The 20,709-nt window shown below is 44.4% G+C and carries 17 protein-coding genes; 9 read left to right on the top strand and 8 right to left on the bottom strand.

The window, feature by feature from the left end; genetic code table 11:
• Positions 1–93: 93 nt before the first annotated feature.
• The gene (aguA, locus tag AC3CKG_RS20540; RefSeq protein ID WP_488529946.1) at positions 94–1,185 is read right to left on the bottom strand and encodes an agmatine deiminase; all 1,092 of its coding nucleotides are present in this window, start codon (positions 1,183–1,185) and stop codon (positions 94–96) included.
• A gap of 16 nt (positions 1,186–1,201) precedes the next feature.
• Positions 1,202–2,638, bottom strand: coding sequence for an APC family permease (locus AC3CKG_RS20535; RefSeq protein WP_488529945.1), 1,437 nt, complete (start codon positions 2,636–2,638; stop codon positions 1,202–1,204).
• 396 nt (positions 2,639–3,034) lie between these two features.
• Between AC3CKG_RS20535 and arcC the strand changes: the two genes are divergently transcribed.
• Together arcC and AC3CKG_RS20525 are read left to right on the top strand one after the other, a co-directional pair.
• The gene (gene arcC / locus AC3CKG_RS20530; RefSeq protein ID WP_099167059.1) at positions 3,035–3,943 is read left to right on the top strand and encodes a carbamate kinase; all 909 of its coding nucleotides are present in this window, start codon (positions 3,035–3,037) and stop codon (positions 3,941–3,943) included.
• 124 nt (positions 3,944–4,067) lie between these two features.
• On the top strand, positions 4,068–4,694 hold the full coding sequence (locus AC3CKG_RS20525) for a TetR/AcrR family transcriptional regulator (RefSeq protein WP_076668499.1): 627 nt from the start codon (positions 4,068–4,070) through the stop codon (positions 4,692–4,694).
• 76 nt (positions 4,695–4,770) lie between these two features.
• Here the strand turns inward: AC3CKG_RS20525 and AC3CKG_RS20520 are convergent, their stop codons facing one another.
• The 4 genes from AC3CKG_RS20520 to AC3CKG_RS20505 form a co-directional block, all read right to left on the bottom strand.
• Entirely contained in the window at positions 4,771–6,156 is a 1,386-nt protein-coding gene (locus tag AC3CKG_RS20520) for a DUF1254 domain-containing protein (protein WP_488529944.1), read from the bottom strand.
• 117 nt (positions 6,157–6,273) lie between these two features.
• Positions 6,274–7,812: a sulfatase-like hydrolase/transferase gene (locus AC3CKG_RS20515; protein WP_488529943.1), complete on the bottom strand. Its 1,539-nt coding sequence runs from the start codon at positions 7,810–7,812 to the stop codon at positions 6,274–6,276.
• Positions 7,813–7,997: 185 nt separating this feature from the next.
• Positions 7,998–8,894, bottom strand: a complete 897-nt coding sequence (locus AC3CKG_RS20510; RefSeq protein ID WP_076668502.1) for a LysR family transcriptional regulator — start codon at positions 8,892–8,894, stop codon at positions 7,998–8,000.
• 17 nt (positions 8,895–8,911) lie between these two features.
• Positions 8,912–10,063: an anaerobic sulfatase maturase gene (locus tag AC3CKG_RS20505; RefSeq protein WP_488529942.1), complete on the bottom strand. Its 1,152-nt coding sequence runs from the start codon at positions 10,061–10,063 to the stop codon at positions 8,912–8,914.
• A gap of 242 nt (positions 10,064–10,305) precedes the next feature.
• Between AC3CKG_RS20505 and AC3CKG_RS20500 the strand changes: the two genes are divergently transcribed.
• The 3 genes from AC3CKG_RS20500 (at position 10,306) to nfsA (ending at position 13,900) form a co-directional block, all read left to right on the top strand.
• Complete coding sequence (locus AC3CKG_RS20500) at positions 10,306–11,706, top strand: DUF1254 domain-containing protein (protein ID WP_488529941.1); 1,401 nt, start codon at positions 10,306–10,308, stop codon at positions 11,704–11,706.
• 131 nt (positions 11,707–11,837) lie between these two features.
• Positions 11,838–12,950: an OmpP1/FadL family transporter gene (locus AC3CKG_RS20495; RefSeq protein WP_488529940.1), complete on the top strand. Its 1,113-nt coding sequence runs from the start codon at positions 11,838–11,840 to the stop codon at positions 12,948–12,950.
• 227 nt (positions 12,951–13,177) lie between these two features.
• Positions 13,178–13,900 carry an oxygen-insensitive NADPH nitroreductase gene (nfsA, locus tag AC3CKG_RS20490; RefSeq protein WP_488529939.1) on the top strand — a complete coding sequence of 241 codons (723 nt, stop codon included), beginning with the start codon at positions 13,178–13,180 and terminating at the stop codon, positions 13,898–13,900.
• A 120-nt stretch (positions 13,901–14,020) separates the two neighbouring features.
• Here the strand turns inward: nfsA and AC3CKG_RS20485 are convergent, their stop codons facing one another.
• Positions 14,021–15,550 carry a phospholipase D family protein gene (locus tag AC3CKG_RS20485; RefSeq protein ID WP_488529938.1) on the bottom strand — a complete coding sequence of 510 codons (1,530 nt, stop codon included), beginning with the start codon at positions 15,548–15,550 and terminating at the stop codon, positions 14,021–14,023.
• 298 nt (positions 15,551–15,848) lie between these two features.
• On the opposite strand from AC3CKG_RS20485, the gene AC3CKG_RS20480 reads away from it, so the two are divergent.
• The gene (locus tag AC3CKG_RS20480; protein ID WP_102361968.1) at positions 15,849–16,346 is read left to right on the top strand and encodes a hypothetical protein; all 498 of its coding nucleotides are present in this window, start codon (positions 15,849–15,851) and stop codon (positions 16,344–16,346) included.
• A 151-nt stretch (positions 16,347–16,497) separates the two neighbouring features.
• Here AC3CKG_RS20480 and AC3CKG_RS20475 read toward each other — a convergent pair whose 3' ends face one another.
• Complete coding sequence (locus tag AC3CKG_RS20475) at positions 16,498–17,379, bottom strand: LysR family transcriptional regulator (protein WP_102361967.1); 882 nt, start codon at positions 17,377–17,379, stop codon at positions 16,498–16,500.
• Between the two features lie 281 nt (positions 17,380–17,660).
• On the opposite strand from AC3CKG_RS20475, the gene AC3CKG_RS20470 reads away from it, so the two are divergent.
• The 3 genes from AC3CKG_RS20470 to AC3CKG_RS20460 all read left to right on the top strand — a co-directional run bounded on the left by AC3CKG_RS20470 (position 17,661) and on the right by AC3CKG_RS20460 (position 20,675).
• The gene (locus tag AC3CKG_RS20470) at positions 17,661–18,851 is read left to right on the top strand and encodes an MFS transporter (RefSeq protein ID WP_488529937.1); all 1,191 of its coding nucleotides are present in this window, start codon (positions 17,661–17,663) and stop codon (positions 18,849–18,851) included.
• A gap of 389 nt (positions 18,852–19,240) precedes the next feature.
• On the top strand, positions 19,241–19,999 hold the full coding sequence (locus tag AC3CKG_RS20465; protein WP_488529936.1) for a helix-turn-helix transcriptional regulator: 759 nt from the start codon (positions 19,241–19,243) through the stop codon (positions 19,997–19,999).
• A gap of 31 nt (positions 20,000–20,030) precedes the next feature.
• Positions 20,031–20,675 (top strand): helix-turn-helix transcriptional regulator, encoded by a 645-nt coding sequence (locus AC3CKG_RS20460; RefSeq protein WP_488529935.1) that lies wholly within the window; start codon positions 20,031–20,033, stop codon positions 20,673–20,675.
• The last annotated feature ends 34 nt before the right edge of the window (positions 20,676–20,709 follow it).

The raw sequence follows: 20,709 nt of genomic DNA, 5'->3' as shown, positions 1-20,709 counted from the left end.
TTAAGTTCTCTTTCATGGCGATTTGATTTTGAATACATGCCATCACTTTCAAGAACCGCTACGTTTGGGATTAAATTGGTTTTTCTGTTGTAACTAAACTCTTGGTACTTGTTGGGTGATGCAGTGGATATTGCCGCCACCTAACAAAATTTCTCGAGCCGGAACGCCGTTGACTTCGTAGCCTGGATAAATGCCTTCCAAGATCCCGATAACATCGTTGTCGTAGCGCTTATCCAAAAGCGGCAACACAATTTGGTTATTGGTAATCAGGTAATTGGCATACGACGCCGCTAAACGCTCACCCGCTTCTCGCTCCATTCCGTCTGCGATATCAATGCCTGCTGCCTCTTCTTCTGTCATGAATAGAGGGCCGGGCATTGGCAGCTTGTGTACCTTTATTTGACGGCCTTTGGCATCGGTCTGGCTGGTGATGTAGTCATAGGCTTCTTTGCTGATCTCATATTGAGGATCATTCTTGTCATCACACCACGTGAGAACCACTTCACCCGGTTTCACGACGTGGAGAATGTTGTCGACGTGACCATTAGTTTCATCGTTGTACAAACCACGTGGCAGCCAAATTACCTTCTCAACATTGAGGTGTTCGCAAAGTACTTCAGTCAGATCTTCTTTGCTCATATCTGGGTTTCGGCTTTCGTGTAATAAGCACTCTTCTGTTGTGTAGAGCGTGCCTTCGCCATCAACGTGAATTGAACCGCCTTCTAGTACGATCGGAGCGCGGTATCTGGAGTCACGGATGGTTTCACACATCTTTTGAGCGACTTGGTTGTCGCGGTTCCACGGTGAATACAATCCATCCACAAACCCGCCCCATGCATTGAATTCCCAATCCACTCCTCGGCGTTCACCGCTGTCATCAACAACATAAGTCGCACCGATGTCGCGCATCCAAGAGTCATCAGTCGAGATTTCCAATACTCGAATGTCCTCTGGTAAACGAGATACTGCGTTATCGTATTGGTCTGAACTCGCGAGCATGGTGACTGGTGTCGTATGGCTGATCTTGGTGGCAACATCAGCAAACACCGCTTGTGCTGGTTTTGCTCCATTGCGCCAGTTGTCGGTGCGCTCTGGCCAAGCCATCCAAATTTCGCTGTGTGGCTCGTGTTCCCCTGGCATTCTGAAGCCATCATGTTTTGGAGTGGTATCAATCAGTTTTTTCATCGTTATGTCCCCTAAATTATGCTTGAGCTTCTTTTTTATCTTGCGTATCGGCTGTGTCGTTATCGTCCGAGCCTTGCTGTTTCTTACGCTTTAGAGCGCCTAGTAGTATCCACTCACCAGCGAGGATGGTGGCAATCACGCCAATCAAAACAGGTCCTGTGTATCCCCAATCTGCAACGGTTAAATCAAGAGCCTCAGGGAAAATAAACAAGATCACGGCTTGAAGAACGACCAAGAAACAAACAATCGACATCACCCATTGAGCCGCCATACCACCCGGAACCTTGAATGGGCGTTCGCGTTTACCATCAACCACTCGAAGCTTTAGGTATGCCGGGAACATGAACAGGTAAGGAAGTAAGAAAATGCAGCTAGAGAAGGCAAATATCGACCAGAACAGATCATCATTGCCCTGAGCAAACAGCGCGTAAGACAGAATGACGACCGTTGATACCGTGCCAGTAATGTTGTTTGCACCAACCGGGGAACCTTTCTCTGACACTTTCGCGACAGGGGCTGGAAGTTCACCTTCTTGAGCGGCTTCAGCAGCAGCTCGGCTGGCGCCCATTGTCCAACTCACCATGTTGCCGATAAGCGTTAACAAAGCGAAAGTACCGAAGATGTACACCATCGCTGTACCAACCACACCAGTGCCGAAAAGTGTTCTAAACGTATCGATAAGGCCAGACACCAAACCAATGCTTTCGACAGGTAGCGCCATCAAAATACCTACCGTACCGAAGATGTATAAGAAAGCGGTGATACCGATAGAGAGGAAGACGGCCTTAGGCATATCACGAACGTCTTTCATTTCTTTAGTCATGGTCGCAACCAGTTCAAAACCCATTAGGTTGAACACAATCGCTGGTAAGAAAGAAACCGCAGAATCCAATGAAGGCATCATTGCTGGCAACGTAAATTCGTTTGCAACGCCGTTTTTCATTGCATAGATAAAGCCGCCTACACCTAACGTGCTGATCACGATGATTTTTAATATAGCGCCAATATTGGTGACCCAAACACCGATGTCGGCAGACACATTACAAATCAAAACCGTTAGCCACGTCAGTAATATACAAATGGCGATTTGCCCCCATAAAGACAGATCTGGCATGAAGAGCTCAGCAAACATCCCTGCAAACATGATGTATACCGCTGGCATCCATAAACCAACGTTAATCCAGTAAAACCACGTTGTTCTGACTGCCCATTGAAAATTGAAGGCTTGTTTTACCCAATCGTATATCCCACCTTCACCTGGGTAGGTGGTACTCAATTCGGAAGTAATTAAGCCATATGGAATGACAAAGAAGACCAGCATTAACACCCACCAGCCAATGGCACTTACACCAATACTGGCTGACGCGGTTAATGTGTCGACGACCAAAACTGCACACAGTGTAAATAGTGCAATTCCCGTAACCCCCATTTTTCCTTGCGTTTCGTTACTCATCTCTTAGCTCCTTAATCTCTAATTCGGGATTAATTAAACGGCAAAGCTATGAAGTGAACTGGGATGAAAATTGAATATCGGTTTTACATAAAAGAGTTCAGGGCAAAAACAAAATAAACCCAACAAATATTAGATTTATAATGCTAAAAGTCGGAATACTTGATTTTGGTCAATAACTATTCGATTAATAAATACATTTTCTAATTCAAAACCAAGATCACATATCTAGTTAATCTAGCGATAATTAAGGCTTTCTGTGACATATAGGCGACTAAAAACATCAAATATTGAGCACAAATCGAATTGTGATTTTTATCCCCACGACACCGACAATATTTAAATACAATTCAAACTAACTTATTTGCACTGAGCAAAATATTATTTGGAGAGTTAAACATGTCGAAGCCTATTATTGTTGTTGCTGTCGGTGGGAATGCTTTACTACAACGTGGTGAGGTAATGAGTTGCGAAAACCAAAAAAAGAGCATCGCGCAAACCGCAGGCTCTTTAGCTGAGCTAAGCAAAGACTACCGTTTAGTGGTGGTGCACGGAAATGGCCCTCAAGTAGGCCTACTCTCATTGCAGAACAATGCTTATAAAGATTGCCCCCCTTATCCGTTTGATGTACTTGGCGCTGAGACTCAAGGAATGATTGGTTACCTTATCCAACAGGGGCTAAATGCTGCAATTAAAGACCGCTTTACAACCACGATTCTGACTCGAATTGTTATTGACGAGAACGATCCTGCGATTGCCGACCCAGCCAAATTTATTGGCCCTATCTATACCGAGGAACAAGCTAAACAACTCGCAGAAGCCAACCAATGGGTTGTGAAGCCTGACGGCGCACACTGGCGTCGCGTGGTGCCATCACCTTCGCCAAAAGAAGTGCTAGAAATAAAAGCTATCAAAGACTTGCTAGAGAAAGAACACCTAATTATTTGTGGCGGTGGCGGTGGCGCTCCAGTCGTAGAAAAAGATGGTGCTTATGTGGGTTTTGAAGCAGTAATCGACAAAGACATGACAGCGGCACTCATTGCAGAAGAAATCGGCGCAGAACATTTACTGATCCTCACCGACGGTTCTCATGTTTGTTTAGACTGGGGGACACCAAAAGAAGAGAAACTTGAAAACGTTTCCGTTGAACAAATGAAGAAATACACGTTCCCAGCCGGTTCGATGGGGCCGAAGGTCGACGCATGCTGTCTTTTTGTTGAAAAGACAAAACAACACGGACACATTGGTGACCTATCGAGCGCACTAGAGATCATTGAAGGGAAAACGGGGACACATATTAACGCCTAACATCGGCTTATCATGCTTTATATAAATAAAGGGCCACAAAGTCTAAGTTTTGATATTCTAATTGGAACTTTGCTTGAAAACCCTTTATGTTTTTTGTGTTCCAAATAAAGGTGAGGATCATTAGATGCGCAAAGTAACAACCGAAGAAAAATTAATTCGAATTCATGATGCTGTTGTGCAACTAATGGAACGCCGTGAAGCAACGGATATTTCAATGTACGATGTTGCTAAAGAGTGTGGAATGGCAACGTCCACGGTTTATCATCACTATCCAAATATAGAAAACTTATTCCATAACCTGTTAGATGACGTATTTATTGATTTCGACTCTCTACTCAGTAAATGTATAGATGCCGAGCATGTTAGTCATTGGACTGATATCAATCGTATGATTGAAACAGCCTATGTGAATTATTATAACAATAACCCGATTGCTAAAAAGCTTATTTTGGGTCGTCATACATTCACCGAATTAGGCCATGCGGACACTAAAAATGACTTAATTCTTGGTAAGGAAGTAGAAACGATTTATCGACAGTTCTTTGATGTTCCTCAATTGCCACAATCCATTAATGTCTTCGCTATCTCACTGCAAGTCGCTGATAAAATATACTCGTTATCTTATCGCCAACATGGCTGTATCACACCAGAACTTGCCAACGAAGCAATCCGCTTAACCGAGTCTTACCTTCAGCTGTACATACCTCCTATCTGTCAAAGATCCGTTCCAATTACAGAACTTACACATTGAGTATGCAAAATGCCAGCTACATAACAGCTGGCATTAATCGATTATAAACAAAACCTTAAACAGGCGATTTAAGTCATCACTTTATCGTGGGCTTTTTGACCTTAGTAAATGGTGTCGATTTCCATTTATCTGTTCTTACCTCTTCACCGGGCGTGTACATGCGTAACACTGAATACCATTGGTGATCGGGGATAGGTAAGAAGTTAGGATCATCTTCATGCCCTTTTACATCGTTACTCATGTAAATGGTGTAACTGCCATCAGCATTAGGCGTTAACGTTCTGTCTCCACGGGAGTGACGGTTTAACTCGTTTTTCTCCATCAATCGGGTTTCACCACTGTAAGCCGTGTATGACCAAAAACCACCCTCTTCTAGCGGTGGCGCATCGAAGTTCACCGTGTAATCATATTTTCCGCCATCGAGCACAGCACCTTCACTATCAACGAAGTCACCGCTATACATAGTGTGCTTCGCAGGTAGCCCCCACTGGCCCATTAACGTGCCGTAGGCGTGTTGAAAGCTTGGAACCTTGGTCATTTCATCGCGAGTGCCTAATACGTCACGTGAATCATCAAAGCCCGCATTAATGATTCGTTCCAGTCCGTCTTTTTGACCAGACTCGATCGTACGAAGCTGCTCTGTCGTAAATGGATGATTGGCTTTGCCTAGTTCAAAATCTCCCAAGCCAATATACTTGAACAGTTCAAGCAACTTTTGGTCATGCGCCTTCATTGCTCCTTCAGACAGGATGAAATTGGTTCGCTCGACCCAATTAGAGTCTTCAGGATCTGGATACTCGCGTACAACAGGATCTGGCCCTTTCTGGCCTAAGTATTCCGACAACGTCCTAATATTCCATTGATCCATTAACTTTTGAGCAGTTATAGAATCGTCGCCGCCAAGGTCCATGATTCGCCCCATCATTTTGACCAGCGGGTGCTCGACATAGATGACTTGATCGACACTCGCAGGCACTTCACCTTTCCACCCTTCAACTGCATACATGAAACTGCCGCCTTTTATGCCTCGCTGTGGAGAGCCAAAAGCCGAGTCAGTAAAGTGCTGCATATTCATGATATGGAACAACCAGTATCGATTGTCATCATGATCTGGAATCGTAATGATGACCGGCTCTGCCGCTAGGTCCATCCAACCCATCAAGTGTAATGTGTCATTGTTAATCGTCGGATGCGCAGTGTAAGTGTCGTCAGCAAGTACTCGAATATTTTGGAATCGATTCAAAGGGTAGTCTTGCTCAACCACGGTTTTGTAAAAGTATTTGTAGGCTTCATCTATCGAGTACGCGTACTCGTAGGCAAGTTGTGCCAATAGCTGATTATCCTTTTTGAGCGACGCTAAACTCGCCATCTCAACGGGGAGATTTTCCGTCTTGATCCCAATAGCTGCGCTCGTCGCGTCCAAGGATTGGCTCGCTAGTACCGTAGACGGAAGTGCAACCATGAAAGCACAAGCTAGTGCTGCCGCAAGTATGTTTTTTTTTCATCATTGGATATCCCAACTAAAAGGAGTGCAAACGGTGCGCTTGTTACAGCACACCTGCATGAGTCGTATTTGGCGTTAGTCAGCAATCACTGATTTGTCTGCCATACCAATACCACCGGCTTTCTGTCTTGGTGGGAACGCTTCAAGAGACTTTTGATATTTCGCGGCTGCTTTGTGCAATTTTGGTAATACCCAAGACTTCTCTTTCATCCATAAGAACCAACCGCGAGTATCAGTGCTACGCTCGTAAGGATCAGCCTTGATGTTGATGAGCATCCCTAGTGGCCACTCTTCAGGAGGCGCAATCCATTCCGTTTTGGTTTTTAGGTGCACTTTCCAATCATCAACTCGGAACGCATTCAAATCTTGTTCGTTGTAGAAGAAGAACTCATGACGTTGACTCGGCTCACCTTTGATCAACATGTCCAGCTGGTTATAACCATCCAAGTGAACTTGATAACGCTCGCCGTTTAACTCTTTTCCATCAAGCAGTTGTTGCTTAATGTCGCCTTCACCCACTGCAGCCATAATGGTTGGCACCCAGTCTTCAGAAGTCATGAAGCCATCGGTGTATTCACCTTGAGGGATTTTATCAGGCCAACTCACCAACATAGGTACACGGAAACCACCATCCCATGTTGTGCCTTTTTGTCCTCTGAATGAGGCAGAGCCTGAATCAGGCCAGTGATCTAGGTTTACGCCATTGTCAGATGTGAAGAGAATAATGGTGTTGTCGATTTCGCCCAAGTCTTCAAGCTTATCGAGCAGCACACCAATCTGGTCATCCAGTTCGATCAAGCCATCGTAGTAGGTGTTGATTTGACTCGCGCCTTGATATTCCGGACGCACGTGCGTTTTTTGGTGCATACGAGTCGGGTTGTACCACATGAAGTAAGGTTGTTCGTCTTTCTCCGCTTCATGTCTATCAAGCCAATTCGTAGCAAACTCCAAAAATTCGCCATCAACGGTTTGCATGCGTTTAGCGCCTAAAGGGCCTTTATCTTCAATCGTTTGCTTTCCAACCACACCAAACCTTGGGTCTTCTTGCATATCCACACTCTCGGTAGCGAGGGTGTGAAGAACATTACGAGGGCGTCCTCTGAAGTTAGGGTCTGTCGGGAATTCCGGCTGTTCAGGCATCTCCATAACATTGAGGTGGTAAAGGAAACCGAAGAATTCATCAAAGCCGTGTACCGTTGGGAGGTGACTGTTGTTATCGCCTAAGTGACTTTTACCGACATGCACGGTCGCATAGCCTTTGTCTTTCAGCATTTCGGCTAGGGTTGGATCTTCTTTTTGAAGGCCAAGTGAAGAGCCCGGCTGACCGACAGACGTTAAGCCTGTTCGGAAAGGATATTGACCTGTGATAAAGGCAGAGCGCCCCGCGGTAGAGCTGCCTTGTGCGTAGTAATCGCTGACCATCATGCCGCGTTCGGCAATTCGATCTATGTTCGGCGTATCCACCGCGCCTAAACCACGGTGGTATGCAGACAAATCCGTTGGGCTCACATCATCAAGCATGATAGCAACCACATTGGGTTGGCTCGCTGCATGTACGTTGACGCTCGCCAATACCGAGAGCGCCAGAGCGGATTTAACAAAAGACTTATACATTTATAACCCTCATTCACTATGAGTAAATCGCTGAAGTCAAAACGAAAATTGTGCATGTCTCAGCGAACCATTGTTGAGGCAAATGGTATAAGAAAGAGGTCCAAAATGGCTTGATAGCCACTATTACGATTCTTAATAGTGGCAGTGATAAAGGGGCGTTATTTAGAAAGAATAGTAGCGTGACACTAGGATTGAATAATCGACGTAATTTCTTTTTGAAGCCAATCAGTGAACGGGTTATTACGGTTTGCTTGATGAGTAAACAGTGCCAATTCTCGGCGATAGGTGTCTTTCAACAGTTCTGGCGGTAAATCGATACAACGATAAGAGTGATCAAGCAAATAACGGCATTTCGACGATGTCACATAGATGAAGTCACTGTCCTTAACGACTTCTAGCATCAAATTCATATTGTTGCTTCTGAGCCCAATGTGTTTATCTAAGTCATATTTTTTGATCAACATTTCCGTCTTGGACGGCTGAATGTAACCAGGGATCATATTGATACAGAGTGGGTATTTCAGGATTTCCTCAAGGGAATTGCCTTGAATTGGGTGGTCAGCTCTTAGCACCAACATGAACTTATCAAAGCCAACTGGGCGCTCAGTCAGGGTTTTATTGACGTCCATAGGAAGATAGCTCACTCCCCAACACATTCGGTTGGTCTCTAGGGACTGGACGCCATTATCTAACCAAGGCGAGCATTGGAAGGTCACTTGCGGTGCTTCTTTGGTCAGCTTTTTGATTAGTGGCACACCTACTGGGATCAACAGAGGGGAAGGCAACATGATTTGAACCTCCCCTTTTAAATCTTCCAAGCCCCACTCATCATTGGGTATGTAAAGGTTATCTAGCTGTTCTAATAGCAGAGGTAACGATTCGATAAGCTTCAAGCATTTAGGGGTAGGTTCAAGCCTAGCTTTATCTCTAACAAACAACTCATCATCAAATTGTTCTCTGAGCTTACGAAGCATGACACTGATCGTCGGCTGACTTACGTTCAAGGCTTTGGCTGCACTCACCGTTTGACGAGTTTCGTTAAGCACCAAAATGAGCCGCAGTAAGTTTAAGTCTTTGGTCATGCCCTACTCCAAGTGATTTAGAAAAGTGGAAAGTACGCTGGCGAATACCCTTTTTTCATCGCTTCTACCATAGGCAATAATTTGGGTAATGCGTGACGAAAAAACATCTCATACCCTTGGCATAAATGATTCATCGGACTGCCATCTACGGTTGTTGCTATTCTGTTTTTAGGACAACCACCTTGGCAGAGTTCAACAAAATCACAACGTCGACAAGTGCTGTTTAACTCATCATATTTGTTGGTGCCAAACGCTACTTGTTCTGGTGAGCTCGCCATGGTTGCAAGCTTATCACTGTTCATAGTGCCCAATTGATGATCTTGATACCCATAATGGTCACAACTGTAAACATTGCCGTCATGCTCAACCATTAATTGCTGCCCACAAGTCGCGCTGTGATGGCACATTTGGCTTCGGTAGCCCATCAACACCATTAAACAGTTTTCAAAAAACTGGATATACACTTTGCCGACATCCTTGGCGCTCCATGCATCAAACAAATCACAAAGAAATTGCCCCCATTGCTCCCCCGTTAACGACCAATCATGCCCTGTTCGCCTGTCCAACTCATGATCGATACAAGGCTGAAACTGCATATAACCACTGCCATTTTCAACCAAAAATTGATAGATCGTTTTACCGTGTTTGTAGGTTTTATTGTTCACGACCGTTAACGTATTAAAATCAACATTGTGCTTCTTTAGATAAGACATCCCACGCATTGTGCGTTCAAAAGACGACTCGCCATTTTTGTCGATCCGAGCGATGTCATTCAGAATATTGGGCCCATCTATACTGATGCCCATCATAAAATTGTGTTTAGCAAAGAAACTCGCCCAGCGATCGTTAATCATGGTTCCATTGGTCTGCATCGTATTCACGACGAGCTTTGTGGTCGCTTTACTTGCCTGCGCTTTCATCGCTGCTTCATAGAAATTGAGCCCTCTTAACATAGGCTCGCCACCATGCCAGATAAAGTCCACTTGCTGATCTTTCATTGGCTGCGCGTCGATATGAGCACCGACAATTTGCTCCATCATGTCCAGAGACATTGAAGATCTTTTATCGACATCTTGTCTATTGAGATAATAGCAGTAGCTACAATCCAGATTGCACTGAGCCCCTTCTGCTTTAATGAATAAGCTAAAAGGATAAGTGGATGTGTTCATATCGATTCCCGTACTTTTTTGCCAACATATCAACCGAAAATCAATCAAACAATAGCGTCTCAGGCACCCTACCTGCACACGTCGTCGAGTCGCTTCACCACTCCAAATCAATGTTAATTAAAACAAACACTTGAAGGGTAAAAAGAGACTATTAACATCCTTAATATCGGCTATTACACTCCTTAATCTCACTTGCTCATATGATAAATGCCTAATCCTGTTCCTACGATCTAAGGTGTTCCATGAGAAAGCTCCTCTATAAGAAAAGTGTACTGACCAGTTTAGTGTGTTCTTTATCCAGTATTATCGCGATGCCATCCCTTGCCCAACAATCTATTAATCCTGAAGAAGAGCTCGCTTACAACCTAGGTGTTCAAGCATTTATCTATGGTACAGGCCCATTAACCGTGGCAGCGGTTAGGCAAACGACCACATCTGTTGATGCGCCAATGGACAACGCCATGGCACCATTGAATGAGATGGGTAAAACGCGCGTTCTATCCGGACCTCAGGATAGAATTGTACCTACCGTCAACAACGATACGCTCTACTCACAAGCTCACTACGATCTGGATTTATCGGGCCCAATGGTGATTGATATTCCTCGCACCGATAACCGTTACTACATTGTTCAGTTATTGGATGCTTACTCAGATTCGATTGAAGATCTGCACGTGAAGAATGTCGGCGACCAAGGTTCAAAAGTGCTTTTGGTCAACAAAGGATGGGCTGGCGAAGTGCCAGAGGGGATTGATCGCGTTGTAGAGTCTCGCACTCCTATGGTTTGGTTGATTCAACGAACGGGCGTGTTTGGCGAGCAAGATCTCGATGACGCACTGGTTACTCACGATAAATTCCTCAGCTACCCACTCGATCAACTCGGCGCAGCGCATGACATCGTAGAACTCAAAACTTCGACAGGTCGCATCCCACCCATGGCGAGGCCTGAAGGGTTAGAGTGGTATTCATTGATTGACCGCGAGCTACGTAAAAATCCAATTCCAGAAGATGCCGCCATCGTTGATCAATTCCAACAAATTGGTATTGGAGGATCGACCCCCTTCAACCCTGAAGCGCTAACTTCAGCACAGAAAAAAGGGCTAATGCGCGCGATTGAGTCTTCACAACAGGTCATTCAATACGCTGGTCGAAGCATCGGCGATGTCAATAACGGCTGGTCGATGATGTACGAGGGAGGCCGTTACGGAAATGATTATCTAAGCCGAGCGAGCATCAATATGCGTGCGGCAGGTTTGAATGTGCCAGAGCGAGCACTCTACCCAAATAGATACACGGATTCGAATGGCGAGCAGCTGTCGGGAGACAATCAATATCGAATGACCATGCCAGCTGATGCACCCGCAGATGCCTTCTGGTCATTGACTATGTACGATGCTGAAAACTTGTTCATGGTTGAGAACTTCATTCAACGCTACTCCATTTCAACCAATCGTAAGGATGAACTGAAATACGCAGAAGACGGCACCTTGCCAATATGCATTCAATACACAAAACCAACCGATCCTACGTGTAACTGGCTGCCTGCACCTCAAGATGACTTCTATCTTCACATGCGTCTGTATGAGCCGACTCAAGCCGTTCTCGAAAATGAATATCCACTGCCACAAGTTGAAAAACTCTAGCTCTAATTAAGTCGATCAAGTCAATTGCCACGGCGTTATTAGTGTTCGCTCGTGGTAATTCGTTCTATCCCTAAACACATGACTCAAACTGCTAGAAACATGACTCATACACTGAAAATAAGGTTCTATTCTTGAAAACACCTTTCATCACACTGTCTCTGTTAGTAACAGGGATAGTCAGCTCTCTCGCGCACGCGGGAGGGTTAAACCTATCTCAGATTGCGACTACCAAAAGCGTTGGCACAGCAGGTGCAGGAAACGTCACCGCGAACGATGCATCCGCAGTGATCACCAATGCTGCGGGGTTATCGGCTATTGAAGAAAGCGCTTGGATTCTCGGCGTTCAATACCTCGATGTTGAAACCACTTTTGTCCGTGACGATAACTCGGCTTCGACTACAGGAAGCAGCGCCGATGTTCTCCCTCACCTGTCTTACGCATCAAGGTTAAATGACCAATGGGTCGTCGGCGCAGCATTGCACGCAGCTGGCGGCACTGGCGTTGAATACTCACACGGCGTTGGCGCGCACCCTGCTTTATTGATCAAGGAAAATAGCATTTCCGCACTCAACTTAACGTCGTCATTGTCGTATGAAGTTAGTGAACAACTGTCCCTTGGTGGTTCTTTGATATTGCAGCACGCTGCGCTTGAAACTCAAGCTTTGAACGGTCGCGAACTGCAAGGAGATAGCCTTGAGCTAGGGTTCGGCCTGAGTCTCAATCTCCACATAAATGACAACACACAATTGGGTGTCAGTTATCAGGACAAATTTGATCACGACCTTTCCCTTGATAACGCCAACGCTTTTGGAATTAGCTCTGAACTGACTTGGGTTCGAAGCTTAAATTTAGGGTTGAAGCATTCATTAAATGAAGATTTAAACCTTCTACTCAGCTCCAACATGGAAACATGGCAAGATTATGATGACAAATACTCAACCACCTATTCTCTTGGGGTTGGTGTGGAATACGCTTATGAGGATTGGTTGCTGTACAGCGGACTGAGCGGTGACACTAGCCCTTTAAGCAGTCAAAACCGAGATGTGTTACTCCCACTCGATAAACAGTGGCGTATCGGATTTGGCGCTGAGAAGAGGATATCCAATGACTTACATCTAGGATTGAGCTACCAATACCAAGATCTAGGCCATGGTGAAATTAATGCTGACTCAGGACTATTTCAGCCTTCTGGCAGCTATTCGACCAACAGAGTTCACTTCATCACTTTGTCTCTTCGCCATTAAAGCGAACTCTTGAGCGTTCCATTCTAACTTCTAGCTTCTAGCTTCTAGCTTCTAGCTTCTAGCTTCTAGCAGGAAACGGTACAAAAAAGGATTGGCTGTGAGAGCAATCCTTTTGAATTCATGAATATCATTCCGCCAACCAGAAAGACTCAAACACCCTTTACGCTCATGGTAATTGTCGTTATTGTGAATCTCTACGTCATCATCACAAGGACTGTCTGAGAGTTATGAACAGCACGATTGAAACTATTCTGGGGCACCGCTCCATTCGTCAATATACAAATCAACCGATTGAAAAAGCACAACTTGATGTGATTGTTCAAGCAGGCCTTGCCGCGTCATCATCGAGCTTACTGCAGGCTGTTTCTATCGTGAGAGTGACAGACAAAGAGAAGCGTAAGCTGCTAGCTGAATACGCAGGCAATCAAGCTTACGTTGAAAACGCGGCTGAGTTTTTGGTGTTCTGTATCGACTACCAACGCCACGCTCAGATCAACCCTGAAGTGAAGACCGACTTTACTGAACTGACTCTGATTGGCGCGGTAGATTCTGGCATCATGGCGCAAAACTGCATGCTGGCTGCTGAGTCACTGGGTTTAGGTGGTGTATACATTGGCGGGCTGCGTAACAGCGCACAACAAGTCGATGAACTATTAGAACTACCGCAACACACCGCCGTGTTGTTCGGAATGTGCTTAGGTCACCCGGCACAACAACCAGAGATTAAGCCTCGCCTTCCTGCTCACGTAGTAATGCACGAAAACCAATACCAACCGCTGAGCCTAGATGAAATTGCCAGCTACGACGATTCAATGCAAAGCTACTACGCAAGCCGTTCAAGCAATCAGAAGCAAAGCAGTTGGTCACAACAGATCACACAGAAGTTGTCTGGCGAATCTCGCCCGCACATTCTGCCTTACTTGAACAGTAAACAACTGACCAAACGATAGCTCGAGAGCAGCTCTGAAGACAGAGAAAGGTTCAGATAGGTTAGCTCCGTTTCGTCATCACAAACAAAAATGTCAGCGCATAATACGCTGACATTTGTAATTTCTAAGGTACTGACATTCTTACAGGTATTTCTCAATCGGTAACAGCTGTAGAAAGCCAGACTGCATTCGTTCCCACTTGCCGGTTTCTGGTTCGCTGTCCCAACTCTGCTCGCCTGAATACCAATACACGTCACCGTCTTCGAGTTCCAAGCGCCAACTGTTGTCTTCACTCATCGCTTGCTCAATGGTGTCAGCTAGCGTTTCAGCAATCTCTTTATTCTCGATGATCAAAACCGATTCCGTATTGAGGTAGGTAGAGCGTAAGTTGAAGTTGAATGAGCCAATGCTCGCGATGCTGCGGTCGAATACGACTGATTTAGCGTGCAAGCCATAAGCCGTCTCAGGCGCACATTTCGACGCGTCTTGAGTCGATGCTTCACATAGCTTGGATTCTGGTTTTAACTCAAACAGATCGATGCCATGCTCCAACATGTCGTAACGTCTGCCCGCATAAGCCGAGTGATTAGTCACAAGATCATTAGACGCCATAGAGTTAGTGAGCGCTTTTATCTCAACGCCCTTATTGTTCAACACTTGCCACTCTTCGAGTTGACCGTCATCGAATACCAAGTAAGCGGATTCAAGTAAGATCTCTTGCTTCGATTCACTTGCAAGCTGCCCTAAAAGAACCGCCGTTGCTTTCGGTTCATCGGTATTATCTGAATCGATAGGCACAGGGCGATCGTAAGCAAAGCGAGCGTTGACCCAAGTCATCTCATCAAGAGCCTCTTTCAACAAGCCATCTGCCGCTTCACTGTTTAATGGTAACTCTGGGTAGTTTTTGTATTGTGGAACGGTGATATCGTCAATCTTTGAAAGATCCGGTTGTTCTTCGTCACCCAACATATCGACAGGGTAAGACCAACGGCTGTCCCAATACTCAATAAAGCTGGTTTGGATAGTGGTAACGACCGTGCCCATCACTAATACATCACGATCTCGGAAGTTGATCTCGTCAGAAAGGTCGAAATATTCATCACCAATATTACGTCCACCAACCACAGACAAGATACCATCGACGGTAAACGACTTATTATGCATACGGCGGTTTAAGCGGGAGAAATCCCCAAGGAAGCTTAACCACTTACTGAAACCACGGCGTGTTGGTGTTGGGTTGAAGATTCGGATCTCGACGTTTTGGTGTGCATCCAGTGCCGATAAAAGGCCTTCACGCTCGTTAAGGTTGATGTCGTCGAGCATCACTCGAACCTTAACACCACGATCAGCAGCGGCTAACAAACGACTCGCTAGGTACCTGCCCGATTCGTCAGAGTTCCAGATGTAATATTGAATATCAATGGTGTGCTCTGCACTTTCAACCAACGCCAATCGCTGCGCTAAAGCATCCCAACCGGATTCTTGTAAACGAACGGCGGTAGTCGCCTGTTCTGATGCTGGTTGATATTCATCCGCTAAAACCGACAAAGTGCTTGGTCCATAAGAGGTGTACGGTTCTGCAGGGTGGTCGATGCCTTCTGGTAATGAAGAACAACCGCCGAGAATAGCGACTAAAATTAAGGTTAAACTGATGCGTTGGAGCACAGGCATGTGTCTGACTTCCTTTTCACGATGACGTCTTTAGAAACTGTCCCGACAGCTTTGCGGATCACAAGCTGTTCAGGTCTATTCATTGATTATTACTGCTAAAGCCTGAAATTTATAGGTAATTATCCAGTATAAATTTGAAGATCAGTAAATTGGCCTACAAACCACTTAAGTTGAGTGAGTGTCAGGCAATATAAACTTAGCGTTTTTGTACTCACTCACCTTTTAAATAGCACCTACCAAAACCAACCCTAAAGTAGTACCATTTATCGCATCTCATTCTTAATGGTATCTGGATCTTATGAAGCTTTTAGTCGATCGCACTGGTGAACAGTTTTTAGAAATTCTGGAAGAGTCAGGAGATAAACTAACGGTTCAATTCATTAGCAATGAAGGCAATCGAAAGGGTAAACCGTTCCAAGATAGCTTGAGTGGATTATTCCTCACAGGTTGGAAGCCTCGCACGACCTCAACCGCGATTGGCTTAGAACGCTTTAAACAAGGAAAGTTGCAAGACCCTAAAGTCAGCTTCGCTTTGCATCAACTTTACCCACTAGGCAGAGACGTAAAATTACCTTCTGGTGACATTGCGACCATCGCTAGTTACGCCAATACCCATGCCGACGGCTACTATATGTTTGTGCGCCTCAACGATGAGTTAACACGACTCAAGATTACGCCCGATTGGGAACTGCAACCTTCCGTTCAAAGATTAGCCCTGCCTTATTACCCCGCGCCAAGAAGCCAGCAAGAACTCGACAACATTGATGACTTTGATGCTTGGGCGGGCGGATTTTAATCAGTAAAAGTGAGTAAACGCTGCTGAGAGCACATCCTTCTATCAAGCCTTGATACAAACATGTGCTCTCTACTCATTGACATGAACACCCAACCTGAAACGATTCAAATAACGGTTGGCAGTGAGCTGCTAAAGAGTGTTTCATTCTTCCCTACAAGCTCAAACGGGGCTGAATAAAGTCAATAAACGCCGAGATACGTTTAGAGACAGAGGACGACTTGTAATAAACCGCATTCACTCGCTCTCGGTCTGTGTTGGCAAGTTTATCTTGTTCCAAAATGGGTATTAGACGACCCGCCGCCATATCTTCCTGAACCATAAACCCCGATAAACAAGCAATCCCATTTCCTGCTAAGACTAATTGACGCACGGTTTCACCATTACTGGCCGTCACAGTAGGTGCGACATAACTTTGGTTTGGTAAAGGCCAATGGTTAAGCACTTTGTTCCCTGCAAAACCCACAATTTGATGCGAACTCAAATCTTCAGGTTTGGTGGGTAGCCCACGCTTAGCGAGATAATCAGGTGACGCCACAATATGGAGTAAGCTTTTTCCTAGCGGGCGAGCGTTCAATGTTGAATCGGACAACTTACCGATTCGAATCGCAACATCGGTTCTTTTTTCTAGAAGATCAACGAAGCCTTCGTTGGAAGTAAGTTCCAATTCAATGTCTGGATAAGCCTCTTTGAATGACTGCACCAACGGCACTAGCTGATGGAATACGAATGGACTGGCGGCATCGACTCTTAAACGACCTTTTGGTAACTCACCACGCGACACGATTTCCTCTTCCGCGCTCTGAATCATCTGCAACCCCAATCTTACTGAATCGACAAACTGCCGCCCTTCCTCCGTCAATTCCACGCGTCTCGTTGTTCGGTTGAATATTGATACGCCGAGTTGCGACTCAACCTTACTCACCGCACGAGACACCTTAGCGACCTGCACATCCAACGCCTCTGCCGCCGCCGAAAAACCACCAGCATCGACTACGGTGAGTACCATTTCTAAATCATCTGAACGGGTTAACATGAGGCTCCTTCGCTATTTTCATGTTGTTTAATGTCGTCTCGTTTGTACTCATCACAGCTCAAATTTTCCGAGTTTATTCGCTCTTATAAGCTTAATCCAATGATCGGCTAACTCTCTAATTATTGCAAATATCACAAAGGTTATTTGTTAATGACAGCATTTTTCACAAATATATTTTACTAGATAATCCTCGCCATCAAACGAAGTGCTCCTATTGCAGTCACAAGCTGCCCCATTTTATCGCGCTCGGTATTTAACAAAGAACAGTAAGAGAGATGATTATGCCACTAGCATTACTCGCATTGACGCTCAGCGCCTTTGCCATCGGAACCACAGAATTTGTCATCGTAGGCTTGATTCCTACCATGGCGAGCGACTTGAATGTATCTCTGCCATCGGCAGGTCTATTAGTCAGTTTATACGCACTTGGCGTTGCTATTGGTGCGCCAGTGTTAACTGCATTAACCGGAAAATGGAATCGTAAAGCGGTGTTGCTGACCGTGATGGCATTGTTTGTCATTGGTAACTTATTGGCGTGGCAAGCTCCGGGCTATAACACGCTGATCGCCGCACGAATTTTGACTGGCCTTGCCCATGGTGTGTTCTTCTCGATTGGATCGACGATCGCGACAGGTTTGGTTTCAAAAGATAAAGCAGCCAGTGCCATTGCGATCATGTTTACGGGTTTAACGGTTGCATTGGTAACCGGCGTACCACTGGGCACTTATATCGGCCAAACCTTTGGCTGGCAAGCGACCTTCTTGATTGTTGCTCTGCTTGGTCTTATTGCTCTTATCGGTAGCGCTATCTTAGTTCCAAGCAACCTTAAGCAACCACCAGCGGCTAAGATTTCAGCACAACTAAAGGTTCTAACTCAACCACGCTTACTGTTGGTTTACGCTATCACAGCACTAGGTTATGGCGGCACATTCACAGCCTTTACCTTCCTTGCTCCAATACTGGAAAACGTATCAGGGTTTGATTCGAGCTCAATCAGTCTAATCATGCTCGTTTACGGTGTGTCAGTGGCGGTAGGTAACATCTGGGGCGGAAAAATGGCCGACAAGATGGGCCCGATTAACGCACTGACCGTTATCTTCTCTGGTTTAGCCGCAGTACTGGTGGTATTCAACTTTACCGCAGTAAACTCTTGCGCAGCTGTTGTCACCATCTTGGTTTGGGGTGCATTCGCATTTGGTAACGTTCCGGGGCTACAAGTGTATGTTGTGAAACTGGCTGAGAAATACACACCTGACGCAGTCGATGTCGCTTCTGGGTTGAACATTGCCGCCTTCAACGTCGGTATTGCATTAGGCTCGTGGGGTGGTGGTTTGATTGTTGCTAAGTCTGGATTAATGAACACCCCTTGGGTAGGTGCTGTGATTGTTTTGATCGCCCTTGTTCTGACTCGATTCAGTGGTGCGTTAGATAATAGAGACAAAAAAACAAGCACCACTATTCAAAATATCTAGTTGTTCATACTGAAAATAAAGTGGTGAATAGACCTATCTATTCGCAATTCCCTTTATTGGAAATCACCCTTACCGAAAAGTGTGCCAGCAATAACTAATATTAGATAATCAACGTTGGTCCAGAAATAGTAATAGCGGATATTATTAAATAATTAATTTTAATACCAATTAGTTATTTAATTTATTTTTTAATAATTTACCCACTAACTTTGATTTGGATCAAAACCAATTGTTAATAATGTAAAACTTTCAAATCAAAGCTATATTATTTATTTTTCACCCAATTGGGTGATGATAAAGTCGTCAATTATTGACTAATATCTAGATGAGATAGTAAAAAATAAGACAATATAAAACTATCCACTTGCTGTAAGCTTAAGGAATGAGAGATGCAGATATCAGAAAACACTATTACGCCGGGTCATGGATTTAATAAATCCCCTTCTGAATTTGAAGAAGAAATTAAAGATAGCCTCACAGGTATTGGGATTGAACATGCCACTTTAGTTATAATATCAAAAAGCAAAAACCCTGTTTTCAAATATATCAAAAGCACTAATGGACGAATTTCTATCTCAAAACGAGTGACAGAGAAGCTTGACTCTTACCTATCTTTGATCTCAATGAACAAAAAAGGTCAATTATTCCATAATCAAGATACAATAATCGAAAATCGAATTTTTGATCATCAAGAGCTGTCAATCCTTGAACATGCTCTAAATAACTACTCAATCACAGATGAACTTTCTTACAATTACGAGATCGTCATTGTTTTTCACAGCATCAATGCACTAAAACCAGAAGAACTCCGTCTACTTGAGCTCATCTGTGACATCACTATCGCTTGGGCAAATTCTAGGATAGCTCACCATACAATGTTACTGCATTGGAACCGCTACGCAGAGCCTGCAACCACAGACCTTCCCCCAATTCTTACAAAGTCAGAACTTGATGTTTTAGAACTAATAATCAAGGGATTAACGGGGTCAGAAGTGGCGCAAGTACGCAGTGTCTCCAAAGAAACAGTAAGAACCCAAATCAAAAGTATTCTTCACAAAACACAATGTAAAAACCAAAACCAACTGATATCTCGATTTGGACAAGGACAGTGGCTCACAAGCCCTTCAATACGTTCTGCCTATATCTAATTCGCTTCTGTTGCCAGGGAAGGCTCAAAGTATGCAAAATAATCGACCAGCACCTTACACATGCTTGATCACTCGCAGCAATACCTTGTCGCGAGTAATCCGAGATTTATTGAAACTTTCTTTCCCACTCAATCAACTTCAAGTTATCGAATCGTATTCTGAACTTGATCTTGAGTATAAAGGCATTGTGCTTTTAGACAGAAGTACGATACCAATGCCGGACAAGTGTGGTGTTTCCATTATCAATAGAAAAGATAAGTGGATCGCCATCAATATTAAATGCAGTTCTTGTTACGATTACCTAAAGTTTGGTTTTTTTGGCCAAATAGAAGTGAATCATTTTGAATTTATTCCAAAAGCCATTAAATCTGTTCAAGAAGGAGAGCTTTGGTTTCCTAGACATATTATGGAAAGCTTCATTATTGACCTTTGCATCAATAGTGCTTATAAAAAATCGTATTCCATCACAGAAAAAGTAACATCAAAGTTTTTTTTAACAAAGAAAGAGCAAAGAGTCTTTGAATTAATGATTCAAGGATTTTCAAATATACAAATAGCAAACGATACAAATGTCAGCATAAATACAGTAAAAACACACGCTTACAATGTGATGTCCAAGTTGAATGTACATTCTCGACATGAACTATTCGCTAAAGCTCATGAATTAACCTTTTAAAACTAGCACTGTTTTCATACTTATTTATTCGATA

Source organism: Vibrio sp. QJM3NY_15, from assembly GCF_057785995.1.
Note: the sequence above shows the minus strand (reverse complement) of the source record. Positions and strands in the feature narration are given on the sequence as shown.